A 25,559-nucleotide genomic window follows, 5' to 3' on the forward strand; every position below is an offset into this window, starting at 1 on the left:
CGGGCATGCGCGGTATATGGGGCATGACGCAAATGCGGCATACTGGCGTGCCGCTTCGATTACGGCCCGGCTCTCGGGGCTGTCAAGTTGGCATTGACCATCGGGCGGCAGCGCGATAATCCCGCCGTTCCACCCCGTCGCCTAGTGACATTCCCTTCATGTGTGCCGGCGGGCGCGGAACGGCACAATCACGATATCTGGAGACACCTGCCATGAATGCTGACAATTTCGAGGCGGACGACAAGTCTGCCGCCGTCGGCGGTATCGCAGCCGACCGCCTGCGCAGCATTATCGAACGCGTTGAGCGCCTTGAAGAAGAACGCAAGGCCCTTGCCGGCGATATCAAGGATATTTTTACCGAAGCGAAGTCCGCCGGTTTTGATGTTAAGGTCATTCGCCAGATCATCCGCCTGCGCAAGCAGGAACCGGCGGAGGTGGAAGAACAGGAGACCCTGCTCGACATCTATCGCCGTGCGCTGGGCATGTAATGGTCTGGTGGCGCGGGCGGGTTCCGCCCGCGTTGCCGGGTAACTTCAGTTCAGGTGGTGCGATACATGCTGTCGTCCCTTTTTCCCGAATGGATGCCCGCGTGGGCGCAGGCCGTGCTGCTGGTGGGTGGTATCCTGTTCACGCTGGTGTGGCTGCTGGTGCCTTTCGCGGTATTTGGCGTGAAGGGACGGCTGGATAACCTGGCCATACAGCTTGATGACCTTCAGGCCGAACTGCGGGTCCTGGCGATGGGGCAGCACGCGTCTGCCACCCCGGCATCCGTCGCGGGTGACATGCTGCCTGACATCGTGCCCCCGTCCGCGCCATCATCCGCCCCCGTATGGGAACCCGGGCCCACGCGGCCCGCCGCCACGGATTATGACGGCATGGGGGATGAAACCGATATTCCCGCCTATGAACGCCGCGCGGCCCGCGCCCAGCCCGCGCAGCCCATCCGTCCCGCGACCCCGGTGCGCCCGCCGCCACGTCCCGAACCGATCCGGCCTGCGGAACCTATCCGGGCGCCGGAACCACTGCGCGCTTCCCCACGGCAGCACGACATTGCCGATGAGTGGGATGTACTGTCATCCGCGCGCAAGGCGCAGCGGCCCTACGTCCCCCGTGCGCCCGAAGGGGCAGGGGAGGATGACCGCCGCGACAGCCGCGATACGCCGTCCCTGTCTGAATGGAGCCGCACGAACCCGCCACGCGATGATGCCGCCAGCCGTGGCGCGCGTCCGGTGCGGGCATCGGTCTGGCCGCCTGAACGCGGCGCACGCGCGGAGCCGACCCTGCGCTGGCCGCCGCGTCCTGAATAAGGGGCTGCCTGGGATAACCATTTGATGGAAAGGCATTTCCGGGTATCGCCTTTTTATGAAAAAGCTTTCCCGGAAACTGTCTCATGATCGCCCGAAGTTTTCGGGGCGGGCGATCAGGGTGTCACGGGTTCCGCCCGCGTCAGTAGCACGAGGTCGTCGCGGTGGATCAGTTCATCCGCGCCCTGCCAGCCCAGCAGGCCTTCGATCTCGTCCGACTGGTGTCCCGCGATCCGTCGGGCGTCATCGGCGGCATAGGCGGCAAGGCCGCAGGCAATCCGGTTGCCCTGCCGGTCAATGACCGAGATCAGGTCGCCCCGGTCGAAATCCCCCGTCACGTCGGTCACGCCCGCGGGCAGCAGGGATGATCCCATGGCCAGCGCCCGGATTGCGCCATCATCAATCACGGCCTGTCCTGCGGGCGTCAGGCTGCCCGCGATCCAGCTCTTGCGGGCCGAACGGGCGTCGGATGCGGGCAGGAACCATGTGCAGCGTCCACCGTCGCGCAGGCGGGCAAGCGGGTGCAGGGGCTGGCCCTGTGTAATGGCCATGGCACAGCCGGACTGCGCCGCGATCCGCGCGGCCATGAGCTTGGTCCGCATCCCGCCCGATGAGTAGCCCGGCGGTGGCGCGCCGCCCATGGCCTCGATACTGTCGGTCAGTTCGGTCACGACCGGCAGGTGCCGTGCATCGGGGTTGTTGCGCGGGTCGGCGGTGTACAGCCCGTCAATATCCGACAGCAGGACAAGCTGGTCGGCATTGATCATTTCCGCCACGCGCGCGGCAAGGCGGTCATTGTCGCCAAAGCGGATTTCGGTCGTGGCGATGGCGTCGTTTTCGTTGATGATGGGCACGCAGCCCAGCCCCAGCAACGTATTCAGCGAGGCACGTGCGTTAAGGTAACGGTTGCGGTTTTCGGTATCATCTGGCGTCAGCAGAAGCTGGGCCGCCGTAATGTCGAAGCGTGACAGGGCATCGGTCCATGCCTGCGCCAGCCGGATCTGCCCGACCGAGGCCGCAGCCTGCTTTTCCTCCAGCCGCAGCACGGGGCGTGTCAGCCCCAACTGGTGGCGGGCCAGCGCGATGGCTCCGGAGGAGACGACGACCACTTCCGTGCCCTGCGCGCGCAGGGCCGCAATATCCTGGGCCACGCTGTCCAGCCATGGCTGGCGGGGGGCGGCCTGGGCCGGATCGACAATCAGGGCGCTGCCGATCTTGACGACAACGCGCCGCGCCGTACGCAGCTGGGGCAGGGCAGTATCCGTCATGTGGCCGGGATCTCCCCCTTTTCCTGTTCGGCCCTTTCCGCGCGGTCGCGGGTCACGAAATCCTGCAGACGGCGCAGCACGGTATCGACATTGAGATGCGCGACCGATGACATGCACATGACATCCTGCCCGCAGGCCCGTTCCAGCGCGGTCCGGCGTTCCTCGATTTCTTCGGGCATCAGGGCATCGATCTTGTTCAGCACGATGATTTCGGGCTTGTCGGCCAGACCTCCGCCATATTCCGACAGTTCATGGCGGATGGTGCGCCACGACTCAACCACGTCTTCCGCCGTGCTATCAATCAGGTGCAGCAGCACCGCGCAGCGTTCGACATGGCCAAGGAAACGGTCGCCCAGCCCGCTGCCTTCATGCGCGCCCTCGATCAGGCCGGGAATGTCGGCAATCACGAATTCTTCCGTCACCGACAGGCGCACGACGCCAAGTTGCGGATGCAGCGTGGTGAACGGGTAATCCGCGATCTTGGGCCGCGCCGCCGAGACGATGGACAGGAACGTGGACTTGCCCGCATTGGGCAGGCCCACCAGCCCGACATCGGCAATCAGCTTCAGGCGTAGCCAGACCCAGCGTTCCTCGCCTGGCCACCCCTTGTCCGCGCGGCGGGGCGCGCGGTTGGTGCTGGTCTTGTAATGCGCGTTGCCGCGCCCGCCATCGCCACCACGGCACAGCAGCAGGCGTTTGCCCGCAACATCCAGATCGCCCAGCATGGTTTCGCGGTCTTCATCGAATATCTGTGTGCCGATCGGCACCTTGATCACAACCGTTTCCGCTGCCGCACCCGTACGGTCGGACCCCGCGCCATTGCCGCCCTTGCGCGCGCGGAAATGCTGGGTGTAGCGGAAATCGATCAGGGTGTTCAGGTTATCGACCGCTTCGAATATGATATCGCCGCCGCGCCCGCCATTGCCCCCGTCCGGACCGCCAAATTCAATATATTTTTCCCGGCGGAAGGCGACGACACCGTCCCCGCCGTCGCCGGATTTTACATAGATTTTGGCCTGGTCAAGAAACTTCATTGCCTGCGATCCGGTCGGGGCGGCCTGTCATGCGCGCGCCCTGTGTGCGAGCATGATACCAGAAAATGCAATCCGGCATCATACGAAAAAGGGGCGGCCAGAATGACCGCCCCCTTCAATTCGGGTATTCCCGCAGTGATTAAGGCGTAAACCTTATTCCGCTGCCAGCGGCAGCGACTGCACGGAAACATGCACCCGGCCTTCTGCGCGGCGTTCGAACTTCACATGTCCGTCCACCAGCGAAAACAGGGTGTGGTCGCGGCCAACGCCAACGTTCACGCCTGCCTTCATCTTCGTGCCGCGCTGACGGACGATGATGTTGCCTGCGATGACGCTTTCGCCACCAAACTTCTTGACGCCAAGACGACGTCCGGCGCTATCGCGCCCGTTACGGGATGAACCGCCTGCCTTTTTTTGTGCCATTGCCTGAACTCCTTAAAACTGAAATCTCTGATCTGACCTGCCCGGTCGCGACCGGGCGAGGGATCAGGCGGCGTTGATCGCGGAGATGCGCACAACGGTCACCGGCTGGCGGTGGCCGTTCTTGCGGCGGCTGTTCTGCCGACGGCGCTTCTTGAAGATGATGATCTTGGCCAGACGGTCCTGTGCGATCACGGTGCCCGTGACGGTCGCACCCTTGACGGTCGGCGCGCCGATGGTCGTGCCACCTTCGCCGCCAACGGCCAGAACCTGATCGAACGTGATGGTGGAACCGGCTTCGGCTTCCAGCTTTTCGATCTTCAGGACGGCGTCCTTGGCAACGCGGTACTGCTTACCGCCGGTACGGATAACTGCAAACATGTCTTTATCTATCTTTCCGATCTCTTGGCGTGCGCGGCATCGTCCGGATGCAGGCGGCACGGCCCAGTCGCTTTTTTATATTGGCCGCGATTGCAGCGGCTCCCCGTCCGCGCGGGGTGAATGCGGGCTTTTACTGGGTGTGCCGCCACAGGTCAATATTTTTTATCTTCGCCGCAGGGGGTGAAAAAAGACCCCTTGCGCAGCCCCGCGCACGCCCCTATAAGCCGCTGCATCACCGCGTGCAGTTGGAGAGGTGCCGGAGCGGTCGAACGGGGCGGTCTCGAAAACCGTTGTGCGTGCAAGCGTACCGTGGGTTCGAATCCCACCCTCTCCGCCACTGCATCGCGTGTGTTTTTCCCTACATTCCTGTCGTGCCGCCGCTGTCGCGGTCATGCGCCAGCCGCCCGCCCACCCAGGTCGCGCGGATGCTGCGGTCATCGCCCAGCATCATGAGCGTGAACAGCACGTCGGCCGTGCTGTCGCACATCTGCGCGCGCAGGGCCTGCAGCGGCGTGGCATTGGGGTCCAGTATGCACAGGTCCGCATCCATGCCCGCAGCCACCGTGCCGATGCGGTCATCAAGGTGCAGCGCCTGCGCGCCGCCCTGTGTCGCCAGCCAGAAGGCCTGCACCGGGTGCAGCCGCTTTCCGGTCATCTGCGCGATCTTGTAGGCTTCGTTCATGGTCTGCAGGTGCGACAGGCTGGTGCCGCCGCCCACATCGGTGCCCAGTCCCGTGCGCACCGGGCGCCGGGCGTCCATGGCGTCGAACAGCCTGAACGCACCACTGCCCAGGAACAGGTTGGACGTGGGGCAGTGCGCCAGCGCGCAGCCGCTTTCGTGGCAGCGGCACATGTCATGTTCATCAATATGGATGCCATGTCCCATCACGCTGCGCGGGCGAACCAGTCCCGCGCGATCATATACATCCAGGTAGGACCGGCTGTCGGGGAACAGTTCGGCCACCCATGCGACCTCCGCCCGGTTTTCCGCAAGGTGGGTCTGCATGAACAGCGTATCGTCGCCTTTCAGCAGCGCGGCCGCCAGTTCAAGCTGCTCGGGCGTGCTGGTGGGGGCGAAGCGGGGGGTGACGGCATAATGCTGGCGGTTGCGGCCATGCCAGCGTTCGATCAGGCGGCGGGAGTCATCATACCCGCTCTGGGCCGTATCACGCAGGTAATCGGGCGCGTTGCGGTCCATCAGCACCTTGCCTGCCACCATCAGCGTGCCAAGGCGGGTGGATTCGCCGAAGAACGCGTCGACCGACTGCGGGTGCACCGTGCAGTACACCGCCGCCGTGGTGGTGCCGCAGCGCAGCAGTTCACCAAGGAATTTCCGTGCGATGGTGGTGGCGTAGGCTTCATCGCCAAAGCGGCTTTCGGTGGGGAAGGTATAGCGTTCCAGCCATTCCAGAAGCTGTTCGCCGTACGCAGCGATCATGGGCAACTGCGGGTAATGGACGTGGGTATCCACAAACCCTGCCGAAATCAGGCAGCCCCGGTAATCCGTGACCGTCGTGCCGGGGGGCAGGTGGGCGATGGTGGCGTCATACGCCCCGGCATGGGTAATGCGACCGCCGGCAATGATCACCAGCCCGTCGGGTTCGTCCACCAGCGCATCCTGCGGCGGCATGAGGAACGGGTTGCCGCGAAAGGTCACGATATGCCCGCGCAGGGCTGCGGGGGCGGAGGGCGCTGGGGCAGTGGTCATGGTTGGCTCCGTTCTCCACTGGCCCGGCGCATGTCAGGGGCGCGTCATGATGATCCGTCGGTCATGCGATAGGGCTGGGAGGCATCAAGGAAAGCTGCGTTTGCCCCCAATTCATAGGAAATGACCAGCAGGTAGGCAATGGCGCGCGTGATCTCGATGCGCGAGGTGATGTTGGTTTCCGTCGCCTCCAGCCGGCGCAGGCTGCGGGTCGCCCCGCGCGCCACGCGTGCCGTGCGGCCAAAGCGCCCGTACCGGCCGCTGAACTGCGACATGCGGCTGAGGAACAGTTCAATGGCACGGTTTGCCGCGGGCGGGAGCTGTCCACGTTCCATGACCGTGCGCAGGCGGATGATGTTCAGCCCGATGGTCATGGCCGACAGCGTGCCCTGCAGGTAGGCCTCGATCGTGGGAGTGGGCGTGGGGCCGGCATGGCGGATCAGGCGCGAGAACCGGTCCGTATTGCGCCCGATCCACGACTGCGTGCGTGGCATGGGCTGGGCGGATGCCAGGTGGCGCAGGTCATGCAGCGTGCGGTTGCGCATGCGCCAGCGTTCTTCATCATTGTCGAAGGGCAGCACCGCGCGGAAGATCAGCACCGCGAAGCCGATGCTGCACAGCAGCGCGAAGGACGCATTGAAATATGCGATTTCGTTCAGTCGCGTCTGGTTGCCCGGGCCGACAAGGTTGGGCAGGAACAGGCAGTACGATGCTGCGGCCCCCGCCGTCGCCGGGTTGCGCGCGGCAAGGCCGCCCGCGATCATGGGCAGGGCGAGGACGGCGGCCAGCATTTCGAATTCCGCAGGCCGCGGCAGGAACAGCAGCACGAGGAAGCCCGAGACAAACACCGCCCAGCACGCCCCGCGCAGGAAGTTCATGGTGCCTACCACCGGGTTTTCGCGCGTGGCGAACAGCCCGCACGTCACGGCGACCATGGTGATGAAGCCGATGCCATTGGCCCATGCCGTCACTTCCCATATCAGGGCGGACGCGCCGATGGCCACGGCGGCACGGATGCCGTTATAGGCGGCTTCCTTGTAATCGCGGTGCGCCTCGATGCGGAAATGGAAATGGTCGCCACGGATTTCGTGCTGGCTGGCATCAAATTCCGTAATGGCCTGTTCCAGTTCCCCCAGCAGTTCATCCAGCGCGTTGTGCAGGATGCGGCAGTTCAGCAGGTCGTCCACCTCCAGCGTTTCGGACGTTGGGGCCATGCTGATTTCATGGGTCAGTGCGTCGATGATGCGCTGGCGGCACACGCCACGCAGGTCCTGCAGGTCCTGCTGTATGTGCGGGATCTCGGCATCGTTCTCCAGCCGCGCGGGCACGCCCAGCAGGAAAGTGCGCGTCAGCAGCGACGTTTCGGTAAACTGTTCATTGGTGGTGCCCAGCGCCTTGATACGCGCCATCATGCCCAGTCCGCGCGACAGAAGGACCGATACCGCGGCAAGGGCCGCGCGTGCATGGTCGCCTTCATGCCCGTGGGGGCCCATCTCGACTTCACTGAACTCGATCTGGTCATTGATGCTCAGGATCGTGCCGAACAGCGCGCGTGAGCGGATGAAGGCCGCCTCGTCCCCCGCCAGGAGGTTGGCCACCGCGTCTGTCGAACTGCCCAGCGCCATCTGGATCTTCTGGCGCATGTTGCGCCGCGCGGAGGAGGCGAGGTTGTGCGCGAACAGGACCGCCACCAGTGTTTCGCACGCGATTCCCAATACGATGTAGGACGTGCGCGACATGGTGATCATGAAGATGTTGTCGGGGTCACGCGTCGCGGCCAGCGCGATGATGGCGCAGGTATAGCCCGACAGCACCAGCGCGTAGGACCGGAAGTTGCGCACCAGCGTCGCGCACATGCAGCACAGCCCGATCCATATGCTGATGGCGGGGAAGAACAGCCATGGCGCCTGTGGAAACGAACAGACAAGGATGACCGCGCTGGTCGCCCCGATGGCGGTGCCCACCAGTCGCCACCGTGCCTTTGACAGGCTTTCCCCGCGCGACCCCTGTGCGACGATCCATACCGTCATGGCCGCCCATGGCGGATCGTCCAGTTCCATCCACATGGCGATGGTCAGCGCCATAAGTGCCGCGAACGTGGTGCGTACCGCAAAGGCCAGGGCTTCTGGCGTGGGGGCATACAGCCATTTCAGGCCACTCATCCGCGCGTAGCCGGGGGCGCGCAGGGTGGGGAAATGTTTTCCGCTGAAAATACGGGTTATGAAAGAGGGCAGAAGATTGAGGTCTGCAGGCACGATATGCGGCTTCCGGCGACAAGGGGCGCGTTATCCATAACGCATCTTTGCATCACGTAATGGTGTCGCTAGTGCATATCTGGCATCGGCTTTCCTCGTGGCGGGATTATGGCGGGGGTGCGCTCCGCAGATCGGCAGCCAGGCGCAGGTCCGCGACAAAGCGGGCATATTCACGCGTGCGCGCATCCTCATCAGGCACGCGCAGCAGGAAGGAGGGGTGAACCGTTACGACCCCTGTCGTTCCATCCTCCAGCGTGATCGCGCGCGAGCGTTCGCGTCCGATCGTGACATGGCGGCCCAGCAGGGCGGATGCCGCCGTGGCCCCCAGCATGACCAGCACATGCGGGCGGATGATCCGCCGTTCCGCCGCAAGCCACGGGGCGCAGGCGGCGATTTCCTCCGGCCCCGCCTTTTCATGGATGCGGCGCGTGCCCCGTGGGCGAAATTTGAAGTGCTTGACGGTATTGGTCACATACGTGTCATCACGTTCGATCCCCGCCTCCAGCAGGGCGCGATCGAACAGTTGCCCCGCCGGGCCGACAAAGGGGCGGCCGGCGATGTCTTCCCTGTCGCCCGGCTGTTCACCCACGAACATCATGCGCGCGTCGCTGCGGCCTTCGCCAAACACCGTCTGGGTGGCGCGGCGGGCCATGGGGCAGATCCGGCACGTTTTTGCCGCCAGCGCCACGGCGGGCAGGGCGGTGATGCGGGGAATGTCGAGGTCGGTGACCAGCGGCATGGCGGGCGGCGGCAGGCTGTTGAAGGCGAGGGGGGCGGCCACGGCATCGTCCTGCCCGTGCAGCAGTTCCCTGCCGGTCCACTCCATCCGCCGTCCTGGCAGTGACAGCCGCCATGGCGCAAGCGAAAGCTGGAAGGTCATGAACCGCGCATTGCTTTCGGGGGCGTAGGTCGTGGCATCCAGCGTGCCGTGCCAGGTGTCGTTCGCCCCGCTGCGCTGCATGAGGGTGAACAGGTCGTGACGCAGGTGCACGGTCTCCGCGCGCACGGTTTTGGCCGCGTCCTCCATCCGTGCAAGGTCGGATGGTGCAATGTCGGTGCCCGTCACATGGGCATAGATCAGGCCGTAGGCCAGGGTAAAGCGGTCGGGCAGCATGGACTGCACCACGTCCGCCGCCAGCTGCATGGTTTCGCGCGGGATGCGGAAAGGCTGGTCGGCGGGGGATGGCGCCGCCGCGGCAGGTGCATCGCCCGGCGTGATGTGCCAGGCGATGTCGTCCGGCGGCACGCGCCGGGTCACCAGGTCGCGGGTTGCCGCGCGCCACCGTGCGAAGTCGATGGAGTGGGCAAGGGCTATGGTGGTCTGTGGCATGGGCGTGGCTTCCGGGTCATGGCGGCGCGTGGCGGCCACGGGGTGTCAGGCAAGGCCCATGGCCCGCGCGCTGCGCCACATCATGTAGAGTGCCACAATAAAAATCAGCCAGGCAAAAATCATGCGCAGGCGCTGCGGGTGCTGGCCCAGATGGCGCGCCAGCGTGGCGCCCCCGGCGCTGCCCACTACGCCGCCCGCGACAAGGATGCCCACCATGGGCAGGTCAACCAGGCCCGCGACCGCGTAACTGACCGACGTTGTCAGTCCGAAGGCGCAGACCGCCACCAGCGACGTGGCGATGGCGTTGAGCATGGGCATGCCGGTCGCGGCAAGCAGGGCGGGCACGATCAGGAAGCCGCCGCCAATACCGAAGAAACCCGAACAGAACCCGGTCAGGATTCCGTATGATACGACAGGCAGCACTGCCGGGCGTGGGGTATCCTGTCCCGCCTGCGGGCCCGGCTTGCGCCCGCCGCGCGCCATGAGCGCGCCCACCACCATCATGACGATCGCAAACAGGAACAGCAGGTGCTGCCCGTTGATCACCTTGCCGCACGCAGCCCCGGCCAGCGCGCCGAATATGCCCGCGCATGCGAACAGGGCCGCGCATGTCCACCGCACGTTGCCCGAACGTGCGTGGCTGGCCAGGCTGCACAATGCGTTGATGGTGACGGCCAGCGCGCTGGTGCCGATGGCCCGGTGCGGGTCGGGAATGCCGACCACATACAGCAGCAGCGGCACGGCCAGGATCGAACCGCCGCCGCCCACCAGCCCCAGCGTAAACCCGATGACGCCGCCGCTGCACAGCCCCAGCAGGGTATGGATGGCGTCAGGCATGCGTGCCCCCGGCGGGCAGTGTGGCCATATATGCGTGCGCGGCGCGGTCAGTCATGCAGGTGCTCCCGAACGGGGTGGGTGCGCTAATGATTTATCTATTTAATATATTATGTATCTATTTTATCAAGCCCTGTCCTGTGTTCGCCCTGTGGGGGATATGGTACGATGGGATCTGGAACTGTCGAAGGGGGTCCGTGGCATGAATAACCTGCCCAGAACACGTGAAATTGCAGAAAACCTGGTGCAGCGGCTGCGCCTGCTGGCCCAGCCGCAGCGGCTGATGGTGCTGGCCTGCCTGCTGGAGGGAGAAAAGAGCGTCGGTCAGATTGAAGCCGAAACCGGCATCGGCCAGCCGACCCTGAGCCAGCAGCTTGCGGAACTTCGGCGTGCGGAGATCGTTATAACGCGCAAGGAGGCCCGGCAGGTCATTTACAGTATTAAGGATAGTATGGAGGAAATGCGTATTCGCCTGATCTGCGCGGCCTGCGGTCCGGAGTTTGATACCGAACAGTTGAGCGGAGTATTGCGCAGGAAGAAAGCCCCCCCTGTTATGACACAGGACGGCACGGCGGCCTGTTTCGCACGTATCAGCACCGATGTCTGAGCGGGATTGATACATGTTGCAACGAATTTGTACAAAAATGAACATTATGTTCTGAAGACGTTATTTATGACGAAGTATTCTATATAATATATCCGCCAGGCAATAAGGCTCCTGACTGGTGAGTCGTATTGTATTTATTGAAAAGGCAGTATATGTCCTTGAAATCAAGGTTCGTGAAGATGTCGCGACTGTGTGGTTGAATATAGAGGCACGGAATAAATTATGTCTGATACTGAGCAGGATTTTTCATGTCTGGAACTGACGACACAGATCGTGTCGGCGCATGTTTCAAACAATAGCGTTGCGGCAGACGTGCTTCCCGACCTGATACGCAACGTGTACCAGGCGCTGGCCATGGCCGGCCGTCCGGCGGAAGAGCCTGAAAAACTCCAGCCTGCCGTGCCGATCAAGCGTTCGGTCTTTCCCGACTACATCGTCTGCCTGGAAGACGGCAAAAAGCTCAAGATGCTCAAGCGCCACCTGCAAAGCGCCTATGGCATGACGCCCGAGCAGTACCGTGAACGCTGGGGCCTGCCCGCCGAATACCCCATGGTCGCGCCCAATTATGCCGAACGCCGTTCCAGCCTTGCGCGTGAAATCGGCCTTGGCCGCAAGATCACCGCCGCATCGGCGGCCGCCGCAGCTTCCGCCACTGGCGATGAACCCGCCCGCCCCACGCGCCGCCGCCGCAAGGCGTAAGGATGACGCGCGTTTCCTAGTCCTGCTTCGGTATGGGCGGTATCCATGATATTGCACGATCATGGATACTGATCCCGATATGTTGCTGCATGCCACCGCACTGCGTCGGCGCCTGATGTTCTGGCGCGGCGGGGCCGTGGCTTTTTTTGTCCTTGCCTGCATTGTGGCCATGGCCCGTGCCGGCGGCCTGGGCGGCCACGCGCCGCATCTGGTCCACCTGAAGCTGGAGGGGGTCATCCCCTCCGATCCGCATGAGAATGTCGAGGCCCTGAAAAAGGCGGCCGATGATGCCTCGGTCCGGGGGCTGGTGCTGGAGGTCAACAGCCCCGGCGGCGCCGTAACCGGGGGCGAGGAACTGCATGATGCCGTCGCCGCCTTTGCCCGGCGCAAGCCTGTGGTGGTGTCCATGGGCGGGGTCGCGGCATCGGCGGGGTATATGGTGTCTGTCCCTGCGGCCCGTATTTTCGCCAACCGTTCCACCCTGACCGGGTCCATCGGCGTCATTCTGGAATCCCCGGATGTCTCTGGCCTGCTGGACCGGGTGGGGGTGCATGTGGACCAGCTTGTCTCTGGGCCGATGAAGGGGCAGCCTTCTGTCGTGCAGCCGCTGTCGCCCGAGGGGCGGGAGATGCTGCAGGGCGTGATTTCCGACCTGTATGGTTTTTTCGTGAATGTCGTGGCGCAGGACCGCCATATGCCGGTTGACCGTGTCCGGCAGCTGGCCGATGGTCGTCCCTATACCGGGCAGCAGGCGGTTTCGCTGGGGCTGGTGGACCAGATCGGATCCATGGATGACGCGCGCAAATGGCTGGTCGGGGCCACGCACCTGCCCGATACCGTGCGGGTGACGGATATTGGTCCTGCCGCCACGCGCATCAACTGGCGGCGGTGGATTTCGGGGCTTCTGTCCGGTGTGCCGGGTGCGGAAATTCTGTTGAACGAAAGTACCGCGCTTGACGGGGCCGTTGCGATCTGGAAACTTTAATTTCTTGTTTAAGCTAGGGGAACAGGATGACCAGATCGGAATTGATTGCCGAACTTGCCGCTGCCCGTCCACATCTGCCGATACGGGAAGTGGAACGTATTGTTCAGGTCATCTTTGCGGAAGTCAGCAATGCGCTGATGCGGGGGGACCGGGTGGAACTGCGTGGCTTTGGCGCGTTTACGGTCAAGAAACGTGACGCCCGCACGGGACGGAATCCCCGCACGGGCGAAACCGTGTCGGTGGAGGAAAAGGTCGTGCCATTTTTCAAGGCGGGAAAGGAATTGCGCGAACGCGTCAACCGCTCCCACCAGACGGTCGACTGATACCGGTCAGCTTTCATGATCGGCTCATAAAAAACACCGCGCCGGGGCAGACCCGGCGCGGTGTTTTCATACAGGCATCGCAGTGGCTGGCGTATCAGTGTCGGGCGTTGATTTCCGCCAGCAGGAAATCGCGGAATACCGCCACGCGCTTGGATGTGCGCAATTCCTCGGGATACACGAAATAGGCGTCCACCGTGGGCAGCGGCACTTCCGGCAGGATCTTGACCAGGTTGGGGTACTGTGACGCCGCATAAAGCGGGATCGACCCGATTCCGATGCCTGCGGCAATCGCGCCCGCCATGGCCGCCAGGCTGTTGACCTCCAGCCGGGCCTGACGGCGTTCATCCGACGGGACACCGGTTTCAGCCAGCCAGTTGATGTGCGGCACGGGTGGGTGGTACCCCCCGAACAGGATCAGCTTGTGGGCGTTCAGTTCCTCAAGCGTACGGGGTGTGCCGTAATCATTGAGATAGGACTGCGAGGCATAGATCGGCAGCGGAAAGTCCGCCAGGTGCCGCTGGATCAGGTCCGGCTGGCGGGGCGGGTGCATGCGCACCGCCACATCCGCTTCGCGCATGCCCAGATCCAGGTCGTTATCTTCCAGGATCAGGGTGATCGAAATGTCCGGATTTGTTTCCATGAACCGGTGCAGGCGTGGCGTCAGCCAGCAGGTGCCAAACCCGGTCGTGGTCGTGACCCGCAGCCGGCCTGCCGCCTTTTCCTTGCTTTCCGTCAGCAGGGACTGCGTCATGGCCAGCTTGGAAAAGACTTCCCGAACCGTCTGGTTCAGTGTCTCACCCTGTTCGGTCAGGATCAGCCCCCGGGCATGCCGGTGGAAAAGGGGGACCTGCAGCGCCTCTTCCAGGGCTGAAATCTGCCGCGACACCGCAGACTGGCTCAGGTTAAGCACGTCGCCGGCATGGGTGAAGGACCCTGCCTCGGCTACAGCATGAAATATCCGGAGTTTATCCCAGTCCACGCGTTGACTCCGCTTTGCTATCTATAAAAGGCGCGCCAAGTGTTATGACACTAAGTCGTTGTGGTGAAGGAAATGCGAGGGCAGGTCAAGGACTCTTCCTGATTCCTTACTGCGCTGACGCAAGGAAGCGTTCGGCCTCGAGTGCCGCCATGCACCCGGTGCCAGCCGCGGTCACCGCCTGGCGAAAGATCTTGTCCTGCACGTCACCTGCGGCAAAAACGCCGGAAACCGAGGTGCGCGTGCTGCCCGGCGTGGTGACGATGTAACCGTCTGTGTCGATCTCCACCACATCACGGAAAATTGTGGTGTTGGGGGCATGGCCAATGGCAACGAATACCCCATCAACATCGATATGCTGAATCGCGCCGGTCACGGTGTTGCGCAGGTCCGCCCCCGTGACCACGGGTGGCGTGCCGCTGCCGGTTATGCGTTCGACCGCGCTGTTCCATATGACGGATATCTTGGGATTGGCATGCAGCCGGTCCTGCAGGATCTTTTCCGCGCGCAGGCTGTCGCGGCGGTGGATCAGGGTGACGTGGCTGGCGTGATGGGTCAGGTACAGGGCCTCTTCCACCGCCGTATTGCCACCACCGATGACGGCCACGCGCTTGCCACGATAGAAAAAGCCGTCGCATGTGGCACAGGCCGACACGCCGGAGCCCTGGAATTCCTTCTCCCCCGGCACGCCCAGCCATTTGGCCTGCGCGCCGGTTGCAATGATCACGCTGCGGGCTTCGTACACCGTGCCGGAATCGCCGGTGGCATAGAAGCGGCCTGTCCCGTCGGTCCGGCTGAAATCGCACGAGACGATGATGTCATCCATAAGACGGGTGCCGACATTGCCGGCCTGTTCGGCCATCTGCATCATGAGGTCCGGTCCCTGCACGCCCTTGGCGAAACCGGGATAGTTCTCGACATCCGTGGTGATCATGAGCTGGCCGCCGGGCTGCAGGCCCGCGACCAGTACGGGGGAGAGATTCGCGCGCGCGGCATAGATGGCGGCAGTGTAGCCGGCGGGACCCGCGCCAATGACAAGCAGGTCGGTAGAACACGTCTGGGGCATGAGATCAGAAAAACCCTATCGTCACAATTTCCTTTGGTATGGTCGTCCACTGGCGTCCGTGCAAGGGTTGGAGTAGGAAGGGCGTCATTATTGCGGCGTATGGGCGTGACAGCCGCCCCTTTGCGAAAGATGGAACAGGCATGGCGGAACGGATGGCTGATCTGGATGCGATTGACCGTCGGATTGTGGCCGAGCTTCAGCTGGACGGACGCATGACGAATGTGGAACTGGCGCGGCGCGTGGGCATATCCGCCCCGCCGTGCCTGCGCCGCATGCGGCGGCTGGAGGAAGATCATGTCATTCGCGGCTACCATGCCGATACGGATGGCACCCGGCTGGGGTGGTCGATCACGCTGTTTGCGCTGATCGGTCTGGACAGCCAGAAGGAAGCGGTGCTTTCGGCATTTGAAAGCCAGGTCTCGGGCTGGCCGGAAGTGCGCGAATGCCACATGATCCGTGGCGGGGGGGATTTCCTTGTGCGGCTGGTGGCGCGGGACGCGACACATGAAAACCTGCTGACCCGCCAGTTGACCGAGGCCCCGCACGTGGTGCGGGTGCAGACGCTGCAGACCATCCGCACCAGCCTGAACCGCCCGGGCGTGCCTGTGTGACGGCGCGATACAGCCCGTGGTGGTGGCTGTATCTGCTTGTGCTGCTGGCCGGTATGCGGCTGGCTGTGGCCGGTATCCTGCCACTTTCCCCTGACGAAGCGTATTACCGGCTGTGGGCGTTCGCGCCCGCCGCAGGGTATCTGGACCATCCGCCCATGGTGGCGGCGTGGATATGGCTGGGCATGAAACTGGGCGGGGATGACGCGCTTGGTGTCCGGCTGGTGGGTGTCCTTGCAGGGGCGGGGGTGTCCGCCTTCGTGTTCCGTGCCGTGCGTGACCTGCTGCCCGATGCGGGGCGGGCAGGGGGCATACGTGCCTGTGTCATGTTGCAGGCGACTCTGGCACTGGCAATTCAGTCTGTTGTGATAACACCGGACATGCCGGTGATGTTCTTCCTGTCCGTGCTGCTCTGGGCCATGGGGCGTGTCGTGGCGGGGGCCGGGGCGCGCTGGTGGCTGGTTGCGGGGCTTGCCGCCGGGCTGGCGTGCGACAGCAAATATACCGCCGTCCTGCCCGTTGCCGGTATTGCCCTGTGGCTCGTGATGCAGGCAGTCAACCGGCGTGCATGGCTGTTGCGGCAGGTGCCGGGGCTTATGGGGGCAACGGTCCTGTCGGCCCTGTGCGTTGCCCCCGTAATATGGTGGAACGCGCGGCATGGCTGGGCCAGTTTTGCCCGGCAGGGTGGGCGCACGGCAGACTGGCATCCGGGGCGGGCGCTGCAGTTCCTGACCGAACTGGTGATGGGGCAGCTCGGGCTGATGACGCCGGGCATCGCTGCCTTTTTCATATGGGGACAGGTTGTCCTGCTGCGCCGTGCGCGGCGGGATGCGGGTGCCGCGCTGCTGTCGTGCATGACGCTGCTGCCTGCCTGCGTGTTTGTGCAGCATGCCATAGGCGACCGTGTGCAGGCGAACTGGCCGGTGGTGATCTACCCCATGCTGGCGGTGGGCGCGGCCACGGTGGCGTGGCGCTGGGGGCGGTGGGCGGCTGCAGGTGGCATCGTGATTGGCGCGCTGGTTTACATACAGGCCTTATTCGGCCTGTTGCCGCTGTCCGCCCATACGGATGTCGCATTGCGGCAGATGGCAGGCTGGCGGGATCTGGCCGTCCGGATTGAAGACCATGCGGGGCAGGGTGATTTCATTGCCGCATGTGATTACGGCACGGCAGCGGAACTGGCGCGCGTCCTGCCCGGTCGGGTCGTGGTGGGGATGGAGCCGCGCTGGGCGCTGTTCAACCTGCCGCATGATGTCTCGGGGGCGGGCATCATGGTCTGTAACCCACGCCGTGGTTTTGATCGCGATGTGTTCACATCCGTCCAGCCGGTCGGTACGCTGGTGCGCGGACGGCGCGGGCGGGTGGCCGAACGCGTTGACCTGTACCGCGTCACCCTGCGTGCCGACCTGTCGCCCGCGCAGCGCGACAGTATCGTGCGTCTTTCCACGCCGTAACCGGCTGTTTCAAATTAAACTATTGATAAATAATAAAAGTTTTCAGGTGTAGCCTTTTTCAAAAAGGTGACGCTTTTTGAAAACAGCGCGACCGGGAAACATCCCTCAGCTTCGCGCGCGTTTCAGGCTGGCCGGGATAGAAACCTCGCACGCTGTTCCTGCTGCCTTCTGTCGGCGCAGGACATCAGGCTGCCGGGGCAACCTGACGGACCTGTTCCAGCAATGTTTTCATGCGGAAGGGCTTTTCCAGCAGCGGCAGCGGCGCGTAGCCAGCCAGCCGGTCGGGATCGCCACTCATCACGATCACATGGCATCCCCGCTTCTGGGCGGTTGCGATGAAGCCGTCCGGGTTGCCATCGGGCAGCGTCAGGTCAACCAGCACGAGGGAGAAGTCGCCATCCTCGATCCGCTGCATCGCCCCCGCCACGTCGTGGCTTATGGTGGCGCGGATCCCCTGCGTATCCAGCATGGTGGCGACCAGTTCCGCTATCGTCGCCTCATCTTCGACAATCAGGGCAGAAATCTGGGTCATGACGGGATGCTTTCGGTCCGGGAGGAATGGGGGGCGGGGGTGCGTACCTGTGCTGCCACCGGCCATGGGGCGATGCCACGCGGGGACAGGGCCAGCGCGCCCAGTTCCAGCAGGCCGGGGCTGAAGGCTGCGGGGCTGGCGCGTACCTGCGCCAGGTCAAACCATCCCGTATCACATGCGTCATCGCCCGCCGCGATGTCTGTCCAGCCATTGTCGTGGCATTTTACCGCCACGATCAGATAGTGGAAACGGATATGGCCCGTGCTGTCGCGGTCGATCAGGTCGAAGGCGGTCAGCGTGCCTTCGGCATGGGTCACGAAGCCGGTTTCTTCGCGCAGTTCGCGCGCGGCCGCGTCCAGATAGCTTTCGCCATATTCAATGCGACCACCGGGAAAACCCCATAGCCCCTGATCGGGCGGGTTGCGCCGGCAGACCAGCAGCATGCGCCCATCGCGCACCACGATGGACAGAACAGCGCCAGCAATTGTCATGTTATCAGACATATGGGGAATATATCGGATCGCGGCCCGGCATCCATGCCTGTATCGGACCACTCCGTTCCCGATTGCGTGAACTGGGGCGGGTCGATACGAAAAAGCCTATCGTTTCAGCACGATATGCGCCCGGCAGCGCGGGGTGCCGTATGTGCCGACCATGGTGTCCCCTTCGGGGCGGGCTTCAAACACCATGGGAAAGGGGGCGCCCGATGGCTGCTTGACCAGGGCTTCGGCATGGTAATGCGTTGCAGCCTTCGTCGGTATGCCAACCAGCGCGAGGGACCCGTCGGCGGGGGTGAATGTCAGCTGTTTCGCCCCGATCTGCAGGGTGGAGGTATTGGCGGTTTCCGTGCTGCAGTTGCCCCTGTCGGTGACAAGCTGGCCCGTCCACAGGCCCTGCGGGTCATGCTGTGCATCGGCGCGTGCAGGGGCGGGGGAAAGGCAGGCAAGGCAGGCGCCCGCCAGCAGCAGGATTGAACGTGCAGTCATGAAACAGCCATTATGATCCGGTTTGTCCAGCCGACAGGCAAAGACAGGCCTGCCTGAACACGTATATATTGTGCTATCTGCGCGGGAAAGACTATCCCACCCTTGCAATATGTTGCCAGCTCATGCTGGAAGCCTAGTTTATCGATAATGCCGCGACCGAAAGACACAAGATGAACGAGACCGCGAAGACCGCCGCCCCAGAGGCAGGACTTGATGAAACCCTGCATGATGATCGTATCCTGATCCTGGATTTTGGCAGCCAGGTGACCCAGCTGATTGCCCGGCGCGTGCGTGAAAGCGGGGTGTACTGCGAAATCTGGCCGTATTCCAGTAGCGCCGAGCGGATTCGTGCCTTTGCGCCCAAGGGCATCATCCTGTCCGGTAGCCCGGCCAGCGTGCTGGACAAGGACGCGCCCACAATTCCGGATGTGGTGTTCAGCCTGAACGTGCCGGTGCTGGGGATCTGCTATGGTCAGCAGGCGATGTGCCGCCAGCTTGGGGGGACGGTGGAAACATCCGAACACCGTGAATTCGGGCGTGCGCATATCGATATCATAAAGGACTGCGCCCTGTTCCGTGGTACATGGGCGCGGGGCGGTCGTGAACAGGTGTGGATGAGCCATGGCGACCGCGTGACCAAGCTGCCGCCTGGATTCCAGGCCGTGGCCGTGAGCGAGGGCGCGCCGTTCGCCATCATCGCCGATGAAGGCCGCCGCCTGTATGGCGTGCAGTTCCACCCCGAGGTGGTGCACACCCCGCATGGCGCGGCGCTGCTGCGCAATTTCACGCATGACGTGGCGGGGTGCCGGGGCACGTGGACCATGGCGGGTTTCCGCGAAATGGAAATCGCCCGCATCCGCCAGCAGGTGGGCAAGGGGCGGGTGATCTGCGGCCTGTCGGGTGGTGTTGATTCGTCGGTTGCCGCCGTGCTGATCCACCAGGCCATTGGCGACCAGCTGACCTGCATTTTCGTCGATCCCGGCATCCTGCGCGCGGGGGAGGCGGATGAAGTCATTCGCACCTTCCGCGATCGCTTCAACATTCACCTGATCCACCGCGATGCATCCGACCTGTTCCTGAATGCGCTGGAAGGGGTGAGCGACCCCGAAATCAAGCGCAAGACCATTGGGCGCCTGTTTATCGAAGTGTTCGAGGAAGAGGCCGCCAAACTGGGTGGCGCCGAATTCCTGGCGCAGGGCACGCTGTACCCCGATGTGATCGAAAGCGTCAGCTTTACCGGCGGGCCGTCCGTGACCATCAAGTCGCACCACAATGTGGGCGGCCTGCCGGAACGGATGAAAATGCAGCTGGTTGAACCGCTGCGTGAACTGTTCAAGGACGAAGTGCGCGAACTGGGCCGGGAAATGGATATTCCCGAAGCAATCGTCGGTCGCCACCCGTTCCCCGGTCCGGGGCTGGCCATTCGCATTCCCGGTGCGATCACGCGTGAAAAGCTGGACCTGCTGCGGCGTGTTGATTCGATTTTCCTGGAGGAAATCCGTTCGGCCGGACTGTATGATGCCATCTGGCAGGCCTTTGCCGTTCTGCTGCCCGTGCGGACCGTGGGTGTGATGGGCGATGGCCGCACATATGATTACGCCTGCGCCCTGCGCGCCGTTACCAGCACTGATGGCATGACGGCGGATATCTATCCTTTCGACATGTCCTTCCTCAACCGCGTGGCCGGGCGTATCGTAAATGAGGTCCGTGGGGTCAACCGCGTCACTTATGATATTACATCCAAGCCGCCGGGTACGATTGAGTGGGAGTGAGTGGACGTTATTTTTTCTAAATAAAGCGTCTATATTATAAATCTGTTCTGTTTTTATTATCCTTCAGGAACCGTGTTCGTTTGAACATGCGTCCTGAAGGATTTTTTTATGGCTAGGTGCGAATGCCATGCCGGAGTCAATAAAGAGTTCTGATATCTGTTATGGCAATATATTTTCTATTTTAGTTATTATTCTAAATAATGATTCTGAATATTCGTTTCCAGATCAGCATACAGAACATACCCATATTCCCCCAAACCTGTTGGTTACTGCCTGCATCAATCGAAAGATATGAAACGGGCAGTAAATATCATGTTGTTCAGGGGAAAAGTGGTAACCGGCCGTTCAAGACCCGTCAGACTGTATTTCTGCCTGGGGTTTTGGTATTGAGCGCGTGATTTTCTTTATGAATTGCGATTAGGTATGGAAGATTTTCGATACCAAACTCCGTAAAAGCAAGGATTGGTTCCTCGTCTTCCCGGTTAGAGTTGAAGACATAGATACGCCCATCTTCCGGCGTCATGCCTTCGGCGATTTCATGCAGCAGATCCTCGTCTTCAGCAAGTTTTGCTGCGACGTATGCTGCGGTAAAGATGTAGCTGATGGCAGCCATGACTATGCAGCCTGTTGATGAGGTGTTTTCATGGGTTTCCAGTTCCATGGCAACAGTTCGTGGAGCTGGTTGATTTTGTGCTCGTTGATACGGGCCAGGACGTCGGCGAGGTAATCGTGCGGATTGAGGCCTGAGAGTTTTGCGCTTTCGATGAGGGTCATGGCATCAGCGATGTTGTCCCCACCGGCATCGGAACCGGCAAAGAGATAGTTTTTTCGGCCGACGCATACGGGCCGTATGGCCCGTTCGGCAGGATTGTTGTCAATGGCGACACGACCATCTTCCACAAACAGGGTAAAGGCGGCCCACCGGTTGAGCGCATAGCGGATCGCTTTTGCCAGTTCCCCCTTCCCGGGGATGCGGGCGAGCTGTGCTTCGCACCAGGCATGGAAGGCCGCAACGCGAGGGCGGCTTTTTTTCCTGTCGGACAGCCAGGCGGTGCCTGGCGGGATGCCCGGTGATCTGCCGCTCGATATCGTAGAGCTCTCCGATCTGCTCAAGCGCTTCCCTTGCAATTGTCGAGCCGCTGCCTTTCCAGACATCATGGAATGCCCGACGCAGGTGGGCCCAGCAGGCCGCTTCGCGCACGCGGACGGTTCCCGTTGCATCGGGTTTATACAGGTCCCTGAACCCGGCGTAGGCATCCGCCTGGAGAATACCCGAGAAGGTCGCCAGATGGGTCTGGGGATTGATCCCCTTGCGATCGGGAGAGAACCAGTAGGCAACGGCGGGTGGATCGCTGCCACCCCAGGGGCGGGGATCGCGCAGATAGGTCCAGATCCGTCCTTCCTTCACACCGCGTGGTTTACCAGCCTGGCGCAGGCAGGGATCAAGAACCTGGATGGGCGTATCATCGGCATGCAGCAGGTCTGCCCCAACGACATCCTGACGGATCAGTGCCGCCAGGGGACGCAGGACGGCAACGGCCTGACCACACCAGTCGATCAGGGTTGAACGGGGGATTTCGACACCCTGACGGGCAAAGATCTCGTTCTGACGATAAAGCGGGATATGGTCATCGAATTTCGAGACCAGAATATGGGCCAGGAGCCCGGGGCCAGCCATGCCCCGGGGAACAGGACGTGATGGCGCTTCAGGCTGCACCATTGTTTCGCAATGACGGCAGGATTTCTTCAGCCGTGCCGTTTCGACGACTTTCAGTTTTGCTGCGATGAATTCAAGGATTTCGGTGACATCTTCGCCGACGAGGCGCAAGGGACCGCCACAGGCGGAACAGGCCTCACCCGGGTCGAGCACAATGCGCTCGCGTGGTGTGGCGTCCGAGACCCTGGGCCTGCCACGCCGTCTTTGGGGAGAGACCCCGGCGTCGCCGTTATCGCGCCCCTCACTTTCGGAAGACGGATCTGCCGCTGCAATCGCGATTTCCACATCTTCGAGGAGCAGTTCGAGCTGTTCAGTCTCACGTTCGATCTTTTCTGAACTGACCCCGAATTTCTGTTTCTGCAGGCGAGCGATCCGGATCCTGAGCGACCGGACAAGGGCATCATAGGCCCGCGCCGACGCCGACAGCCGCACGATCTCGCCCTGCTGGGCCATGATGATGGCCTTGAGGCTTTCGAGATCATCAGGCAGGGGGCCAGGATATCGCTCCATCTCTGGATGATAGCGGAAAACTGCCAGAAAACAAAGAAATCTGCGGCAGCGATGGCGAAAAATCAGGCGACGCGAGAGGGAGGCGCAGACCAGGATGGCCGTCTCCAGTCAATGCCTTCCCAGAGCATGGCCATCTGTGCGGCTGTCAGGCGGGCAACGCCATCTGCTGGGGAGGGCCACGGAAAACGTCCGGTCTCGAGCACCTTGTAATAAAGGCAGAACCCCTGACCGTCCCACGTCAGAAGCTTGATCCTGTCCCCACGGCGACCGCGAAAGGCGAAGAGTGCTCCCGACGTCGGGTCCTGACGCAGCTTGTCCTGTGCAAGTGCAGCCAGCCCCGATATGCCCTTGCGCATATCCGTCACACCGCAGGCCAGATAGACACGCACACCATTGCCCACGCCAATCATGCCGTCTCCGCGATCCGGATGACCCGTGCCAGAAGCTCTTCTGCAGGATGTCCCGTCACCCTGATACAACGGCCATTGCGCAGCACAATGGCCAACTCGTCAGTATCATCGCCAGACGCCACAGCGGGTGCATTCACGGAAGCAACAGGAACAAACGCCACAGACTGATCTGGGGAAGACAGTCTTTGACGGAATGAAGTACGCCACTGGTAAAGATGTTGGCGGGTCAGGCCATGCTGACGTGCCACATCCGATACACTTGCCCCGTCCACACCAACTTCAGCCAGAATCTCCAGCTTCCGTTCGTCCGGCCAGCGGCGACGGCGTTCAACGCCAATCAGGATTTCCTGAGCCATATTTACCTCCCAAACGACGTCAATAACGACGTCGTTAACGACGGTAAGTTACCAGTCACAATCCTCAGGCATAAGGCGGCCTCAAGCGGCCGATTACGAAAAGTGCATGGCCATTCAGCCATCATCGGCAAACAGAAGCCCGTTTGATAAATGGAAGGATGGCATTGATGCTGCCGGGCGTTCCCCAGCCCAGTGGAATGCATGGGACAGCGAAATCCGCCGCACGGTCGATGAATGCAACCGGCATTTATCCAATACACCTGGCTATCATCCGCTGGACTGGCGCTGGATCAAGGCGATTATCTGGGTAGAGACGGGCGCACACAGCCCCGCATGGAACCGTCAGCCCATGCAGATTGGTAATCCGGGTGATCCAGGACTGACTTCGCTGCTGTCTGGAAAGGAAGGTGGTGACCGTATCATGCCACCTGCGTGGAAAGGACGCCTGACAGTTGGGTCTGCCCGGTCCAATCCCGTAGATAACATTCGTGCCGGAGTCGGATATCTGCTTATGAGGATGGCAAACTTCCGGATGGATACCGTTGTCGATCCTAATGCCAAGATCGAGAAAGTTACGGTTACGGCGTCGAACAACAATCTGTGGCATATCGCAAGGAATACAGGCACAACAGTTAAAAACCTGCAAAGCCTTAATCCGGGTATTACGCCAGCCCAGCTTAAACCAGGAATGGAACTGAAATATCAGAAAGCATCTGAGCAACGGGTGATTTTTGGATGGAAAACTATTTCCGCATCCACGGTGGCAGATTTGTATAATCATGCTAACATTTATGATTATACAAGGAAACTGAATTATGTATTCCCTCGTGTCGGTCGATAACAAATTTTTAATGCGCCGAAAGATAATTTCTTGTTTTTGTCTAATTCTCTGTATTCCAATGACAGCTATGGCAGAGACCACGTCTATAGTCCCGACAGAAGATGAATTATATGAAGAATGTAGTGAATTTTCGATGGCAGGAATACATGAATGCCTACAAAAAAAACGTGATGAAAGTCAAAAAGCGTTAACACAAGCTGAATCCCATGTGAATACCATGCTGTCCCGATGGGATGTGGAAGACCAATATATTGCTCAGGAAAAAAGTCATTTTGCAATAGATAATCAGGAATTTATTAATTATCGTGAGGCGCACTGTCTCTTTGTAAAATCTTTGGGTGCTAGTGGAATTGGTAATGCATTGGAAATAAGAGAATATGCGTGTATTGTCGAATTGAATTATAGGAGAATTGCACAATTGCGGGAAGCTGTTTCTCAGTTCCGGCTTAAATAACTCGCCTCTTTGGTGAAAATAAGATCCCCTTTCATGTTTTCTGCTACTGCTGAGAGAAAGGCGAAAATCGCCAGACGGAGTAAGGGAACTGGTTTGTCATTTAAGATTATGCTGTGACGGTGAGTATGCGAAGTGGTGGCAGTATCTAACGCAGGAATCGAGCCTCAAATAGCTTACTCACTATCCCGATAGTCTCTGAAATCTCAAAAATTTTTTCCCTTTAATTTCTGTTGGAAAACCAAAAGTGTAGCATTTTGGCAGGATTGTTAACGGCTCCGTGCGCTTTTTCTAAAAAACTCCATATTTAAATCAATAGGTTAGAGATTTTTTGAATGATTGAGTGGGAGTGAGTGGACGTTATTTTTTCTAAATAAAGCGTCTATATTATAAATATCGTCTGTTTTTATTATCCTTCAGGATTCATGTTTGTCAGAGCATGCGTCCTGAAGGATTTTTTTATGGCCAGGTGCGAATGCCATGCCGTAGTCAATAAAGAGTTCTGATATCTGTTATGGCAATATATTTTCTATTTTTGTTATTATTATAAATAATTATTCTGAGTATTCATTTCCAGATCGGCATACAGAACATACTCATCTCCCCCCAAATCTGTTGGTTACTGCCTGCATCAATCGAAAGATATGAAACGGGCAGTAAATATCATGTTGTTCAGGGGAAAAGCGCATGGCCATTCAGCCATCATCGGCAAACAGAAGCCCGTTTGATAAATGA

Annotated in this window: 27 protein-coding genes, 1 tRNA gene and 1 pseudogene; 12 read left to right on the forward strand and 17 right to left on the reverse strand. The window is 61.0% G+C overall.

The window, feature by feature from the left end; all coding sequences use genetic code 11:
* The first annotated feature begins 212 nt into the window (after nt 1-212).
* Both HNO79_RS09760 and HNO79_RS09765 read left to right on the forward strand, forming a co-directional pair.
* Nucleotides 213-488, forward strand: coding sequence for a DUF2312 domain-containing protein (locus tag HNO79_RS09760; RefSeq protein ID WP_010513026.1), 276 nt, complete (start codon nt 213-215; stop codon nt 486-488).
* A gap of 66 nt (nt 489-554) precedes the next feature.
* Entirely contained in the window at nt 555-1,307 is a 753-nt protein-coding gene (locus HNO79_RS09765) for a hypothetical protein (protein ID WP_214164825.1), read from the forward strand.
* Nucleotides 1,308-1,420: 113 nt separating this feature from the next.
* Here HNO79_RS09765 and proB read toward each other — a convergent pair whose 3' ends face one another.
* The 4 genes from proB to rplU form a co-directional block, all read right to left on the reverse strand.
* Complete coding sequence (proB, locus tag HNO79_RS09770; RefSeq protein WP_214164824.1) at nt 1,421-2,572, reverse strand: glutamate 5-kinase; 1,152 nt, start codon at nt 2,570-2,572, stop codon at nt 1,421-1,423.
* The gene (gene obgE, locus HNO79_RS09775; protein WP_214164823.1) at nt 2,569-3,606 is read right to left on the reverse strand and encodes a GTPase ObgE; all 1,038 of its coding nucleotides are present in this window, start codon (nt 3,604-3,606) and stop codon (nt 2,569-2,571) included. Before obgE ends, proB begins: the two co-directional genes overlap by 4 nt.
* Nucleotides 3,607-3,759: 153 nt before the next feature.
* Nucleotides 3,760-4,029: a 50S ribosomal protein L27 gene (gene rpmA / locus HNO79_RS09780; RefSeq protein ID WP_010513031.1), complete on the reverse strand. Its 270-nt coding sequence runs from the start codon at nt 4,027-4,029 to the stop codon at nt 3,760-3,762.
* 63 nt (nt 4,030-4,092) lie between these two features.
* Nucleotides 4,093-4,407, reverse strand: a complete 315-nt coding sequence (rplU, locus tag HNO79_RS09785; RefSeq protein ID WP_010513032.1) for a 50S ribosomal protein L21 — start codon at nt 4,405-4,407, stop codon at nt 4,093-4,095.
* 247 nt (nt 4,408-4,654) lie between these two features.
* Between rplU and HNO79_RS09790 the strand changes: the two genes are divergently transcribed.
* Nucleotides 4,655-4,744: transfer RNA gene (locus tag HNO79_RS09790), tRNA-Ser, on the forward strand.
* Nucleotides 4,745-4,765: 21 nt separating this feature from the next.
* On the opposite strand, the gene guaD is transcribed toward HNO79_RS09790, so the two are convergent.
* The 4 genes from guaD to HNO79_RS09810 all read right to left on the reverse strand — a co-directional run bounded on the left by guaD (nt 4,766) and on the right by HNO79_RS09810 (nt 10,534).
* The gene (gene guaD, locus HNO79_RS09795) at nt 4,766-6,115 is read right to left on the reverse strand and encodes a guanine deaminase (RefSeq protein ID WP_010513033.1); all 1,350 of its coding nucleotides are present in this window, start codon (nt 6,113-6,115) and stop codon (nt 4,766-4,768) included.
* 44 nt (nt 6,116-6,159) lie between these two features.
* A complete protein-coding gene (locus tag HNO79_RS09800; RefSeq protein WP_010513034.1) occupies nt 6,160-8,367 on the reverse strand; it encodes an FUSC family protein in 2,208 nt (735 codons plus the stop codon).
* Nucleotides 8,368-8,473: 106 nt separating this feature from the next.
* Entirely contained in the window at nt 8,474-9,697 is a 1,224-nt protein-coding gene (locus tag HNO79_RS09805; protein WP_214164852.1) for a UdgX family uracil-DNA binding protein, read from the reverse strand.
* Between the two features lie 45 nt (nt 9,698-9,742).
* Complete coding sequence (locus HNO79_RS09810; protein ID WP_010513037.1) at nt 9,743-10,534, reverse strand: sulfite exporter TauE/SafE family protein; 792 nt, start codon at nt 10,532-10,534, stop codon at nt 9,743-9,745.
* Nucleotides 10,535-10,733: 199 nt separating this feature from the next.
* On the opposite strand from HNO79_RS09810, the gene HNO79_RS09815 reads away from it, so the two are divergent.
* The 4 genes from HNO79_RS09815 to HNO79_RS09830 all read left to right on the forward strand — a co-directional run bounded on the left by HNO79_RS09815 (nt 10,734) and on the right by HNO79_RS09830 (nt 13,145).
* On the forward strand, nt 10,734-11,138 hold the full coding sequence (locus HNO79_RS09815; RefSeq protein ID WP_214164822.1) for an ArsR/SmtB family transcription factor: 405 nt from the start codon (nt 10,734-10,736) through the stop codon (nt 11,136-11,138).
* A gap of 222 nt (nt 11,139-11,360) precedes the next feature.
* Nucleotides 11,361-11,837: a MucR family transcriptional regulator gene (locus HNO79_RS09820; protein ID WP_048855740.1), complete on the forward strand. Its 477-nt coding sequence runs from the start codon at nt 11,361-11,363 to the stop codon at nt 11,835-11,837.
* Between the two features lie 61 nt (nt 11,838-11,898).
* On the forward strand, nt 11,899-12,822 hold the full coding sequence (sppA, locus tag HNO79_RS09825; protein ID WP_010513041.1) for a signal peptide peptidase SppA: 924 nt from the start codon (nt 11,899-11,901) through the stop codon (nt 12,820-12,822).
* 26 nt (nt 12,823-12,848) lie between these two features.
* Nucleotides 12,849-13,145 carry an integration host factor subunit beta gene (locus HNO79_RS09830; RefSeq protein ID WP_010513042.1) on the forward strand — a complete coding sequence of 99 codons (297 nt, stop codon included), beginning with the start codon at nt 12,849-12,851 and terminating at the stop codon, nt 13,143-13,145.
* Between the two features lie 94 nt (nt 13,146-13,239).
* Here HNO79_RS09830 and HNO79_RS09835 read toward each other — a convergent pair whose 3' ends face one another.
* Nucleotides 13,240-14,124 carry a LysR family transcriptional regulator gene (locus HNO79_RS09835; RefSeq protein WP_014104779.1) on the reverse strand — a complete coding sequence of 295 codons (885 nt, stop codon included), beginning with the start codon at nt 14,122-14,124 and terminating at the stop codon, nt 13,240-13,242.
* Between the two features lie 106 nt (nt 14,125-14,230).
* The gene (gene trxB, locus HNO79_RS09840) at nt 14,231-15,187 is read right to left on the reverse strand and encodes a thioredoxin-disulfide reductase (protein WP_010513044.1); all 957 of its coding nucleotides are present in this window, start codon (nt 15,185-15,187) and stop codon (nt 14,231-14,233) included.
* 140 nt (nt 15,188-15,327) lie between these two features.
* Here trxB and HNO79_RS09845 point away from each other — a divergent pair, with 140 nt between their 5' ends.
* Both HNO79_RS09845 and HNO79_RS09850 read left to right on the forward strand, forming a co-directional pair.
* Complete coding sequence (locus tag HNO79_RS09845; protein WP_010513045.1) at nt 15,328-15,798, forward strand: Lrp/AsnC family transcriptional regulator; 471 nt, start codon at nt 15,328-15,330, stop codon at nt 15,796-15,798.
* Nucleotides 15,795-17,249, forward strand: a complete 1,455-nt coding sequence (locus tag HNO79_RS09850; RefSeq protein ID WP_214164821.1) for an ArnT family glycosyltransferase — start codon at nt 15,795-15,797, stop codon at nt 17,247-17,249. Before HNO79_RS09845 ends, HNO79_RS09850 begins: the two co-directional genes overlap by 4 nt.
* Nucleotides 17,250-17,433: 184 nt before the next feature.
* On the opposite strand, the gene HNO79_RS09855 is transcribed toward HNO79_RS09850, so the two are convergent.
* The 3 genes from HNO79_RS09855 to HNO79_RS09865 all read right to left on the reverse strand — a co-directional run bounded on the left by HNO79_RS09855 (nt 17,434) and on the right by HNO79_RS09865 (nt 18,767).
* Nucleotides 17,434-17,781, reverse strand: a complete 348-nt coding sequence (locus tag HNO79_RS09855; protein WP_010513047.1) for a response regulator — start codon at nt 17,779-17,781, stop codon at nt 17,434-17,436.
* Nucleotides 17,778-18,284, reverse strand: a complete 507-nt coding sequence (locus HNO79_RS09860) for an NUDIX hydrolase (protein ID WP_010513049.1) — start codon at nt 18,282-18,284, stop codon at nt 17,778-17,780. The genes HNO79_RS09855 and HNO79_RS09860 overlap by 4 nt, the downstream gene beginning before the upstream one ends.
* Before the next feature lie 96 nt (nt 18,285-18,380).
* Nucleotides 18,381-18,767 (reverse strand): hypothetical protein, encoded by a 387-nt coding sequence (locus tag HNO79_RS09865; protein ID WP_010513050.1) that lies wholly within the window; start codon nt 18,765-18,767, stop codon nt 18,381-18,383.
* A 170-nt stretch (nt 18,768-18,937) separates the two neighbouring features.
* On the opposite strand from HNO79_RS09865, the gene guaA reads away from it, so the two are divergent.
* Nucleotides 18,938-20,539, forward strand: a complete 1,602-nt coding sequence (gene guaA / locus HNO79_RS09870; protein WP_010513051.1) for a glutamine-hydrolyzing GMP synthase — start codon at nt 18,938-18,940, stop codon at nt 20,537-20,539.
* Between the two features lie 355 nt (nt 20,540-20,894).
* Here the strand turns inward: guaA and HNO79_RS09875 are convergent, their stop codons facing one another.
* From HNO79_RS09875 to tnpA, 4 genes and pseudogenes are all read right to left on the reverse strand, one after another.
* Complete coding sequence (locus tag HNO79_RS09875) at nt 20,895-21,152, reverse strand: hypothetical protein (RefSeq protein WP_214164820.1); 258 nt, start codon at nt 21,150-21,152, stop codon at nt 20,895-20,897.
* Nucleotides 21,153-21,154: 2 nt separating this feature from the next.
* A pseudogene (gene tnpC / locus HNO79_RS09880) lies at nt 21,155-22,766 on the reverse strand (IS66 family transposase).
* Nucleotides 22,767-22,828: 62 nt separating this feature from the next.
* A complete protein-coding gene (gene tnpB / locus HNO79_RS09885; protein WP_214164819.1) occupies nt 22,829-23,176 on the reverse strand; it encodes an IS66 family insertion sequence element accessory protein TnpB in 348 nt (115 codons plus the stop codon).
* A complete protein-coding gene (gene tnpA, locus HNO79_RS09890; RefSeq protein ID WP_214164818.1) occupies nt 23,173-23,532 on the reverse strand; it encodes an IS66-like element accessory protein TnpA in 360 nt (119 codons plus the stop codon). Before tnpA ends, tnpB begins: the two co-directional genes overlap by 4 nt.
* 106 nt (nt 23,533-23,638) lie before the next feature.
* Between tnpA and HNO79_RS09895 the strand changes: the two genes are divergently transcribed.
* Together HNO79_RS09895 and HNO79_RS09900 are read left to right on the forward strand one after the other, a co-directional pair.
* On the forward strand, nt 23,639-24,373 hold the full coding sequence (locus tag HNO79_RS09895; RefSeq protein WP_214164817.1) for a LysM peptidoglycan-binding domain-containing protein: 735 nt from the start codon (nt 23,639-23,641) through the stop codon (nt 24,371-24,373).
* Between the two features lie 67 nt (nt 24,374-24,440).
* Nucleotides 24,441-24,827, forward strand: a complete 387-nt coding sequence (locus tag HNO79_RS09900; RefSeq protein WP_244987497.1) for a lysozyme inhibitor LprI family protein — start codon at nt 24,441-24,443, stop codon at nt 24,825-24,827.
* The last annotated feature ends 732 nt before the right edge of the window (nt 24,828-25,559 follow it).

Source organism: Komagataeibacter oboediens (assembly GCF_018491655.1).
GTDB lineage: Bacteria > Pseudomonadota > Alphaproteobacteria > Acetobacterales > Acetobacteraceae > Komagataeibacter > Komagataeibacter oboediens.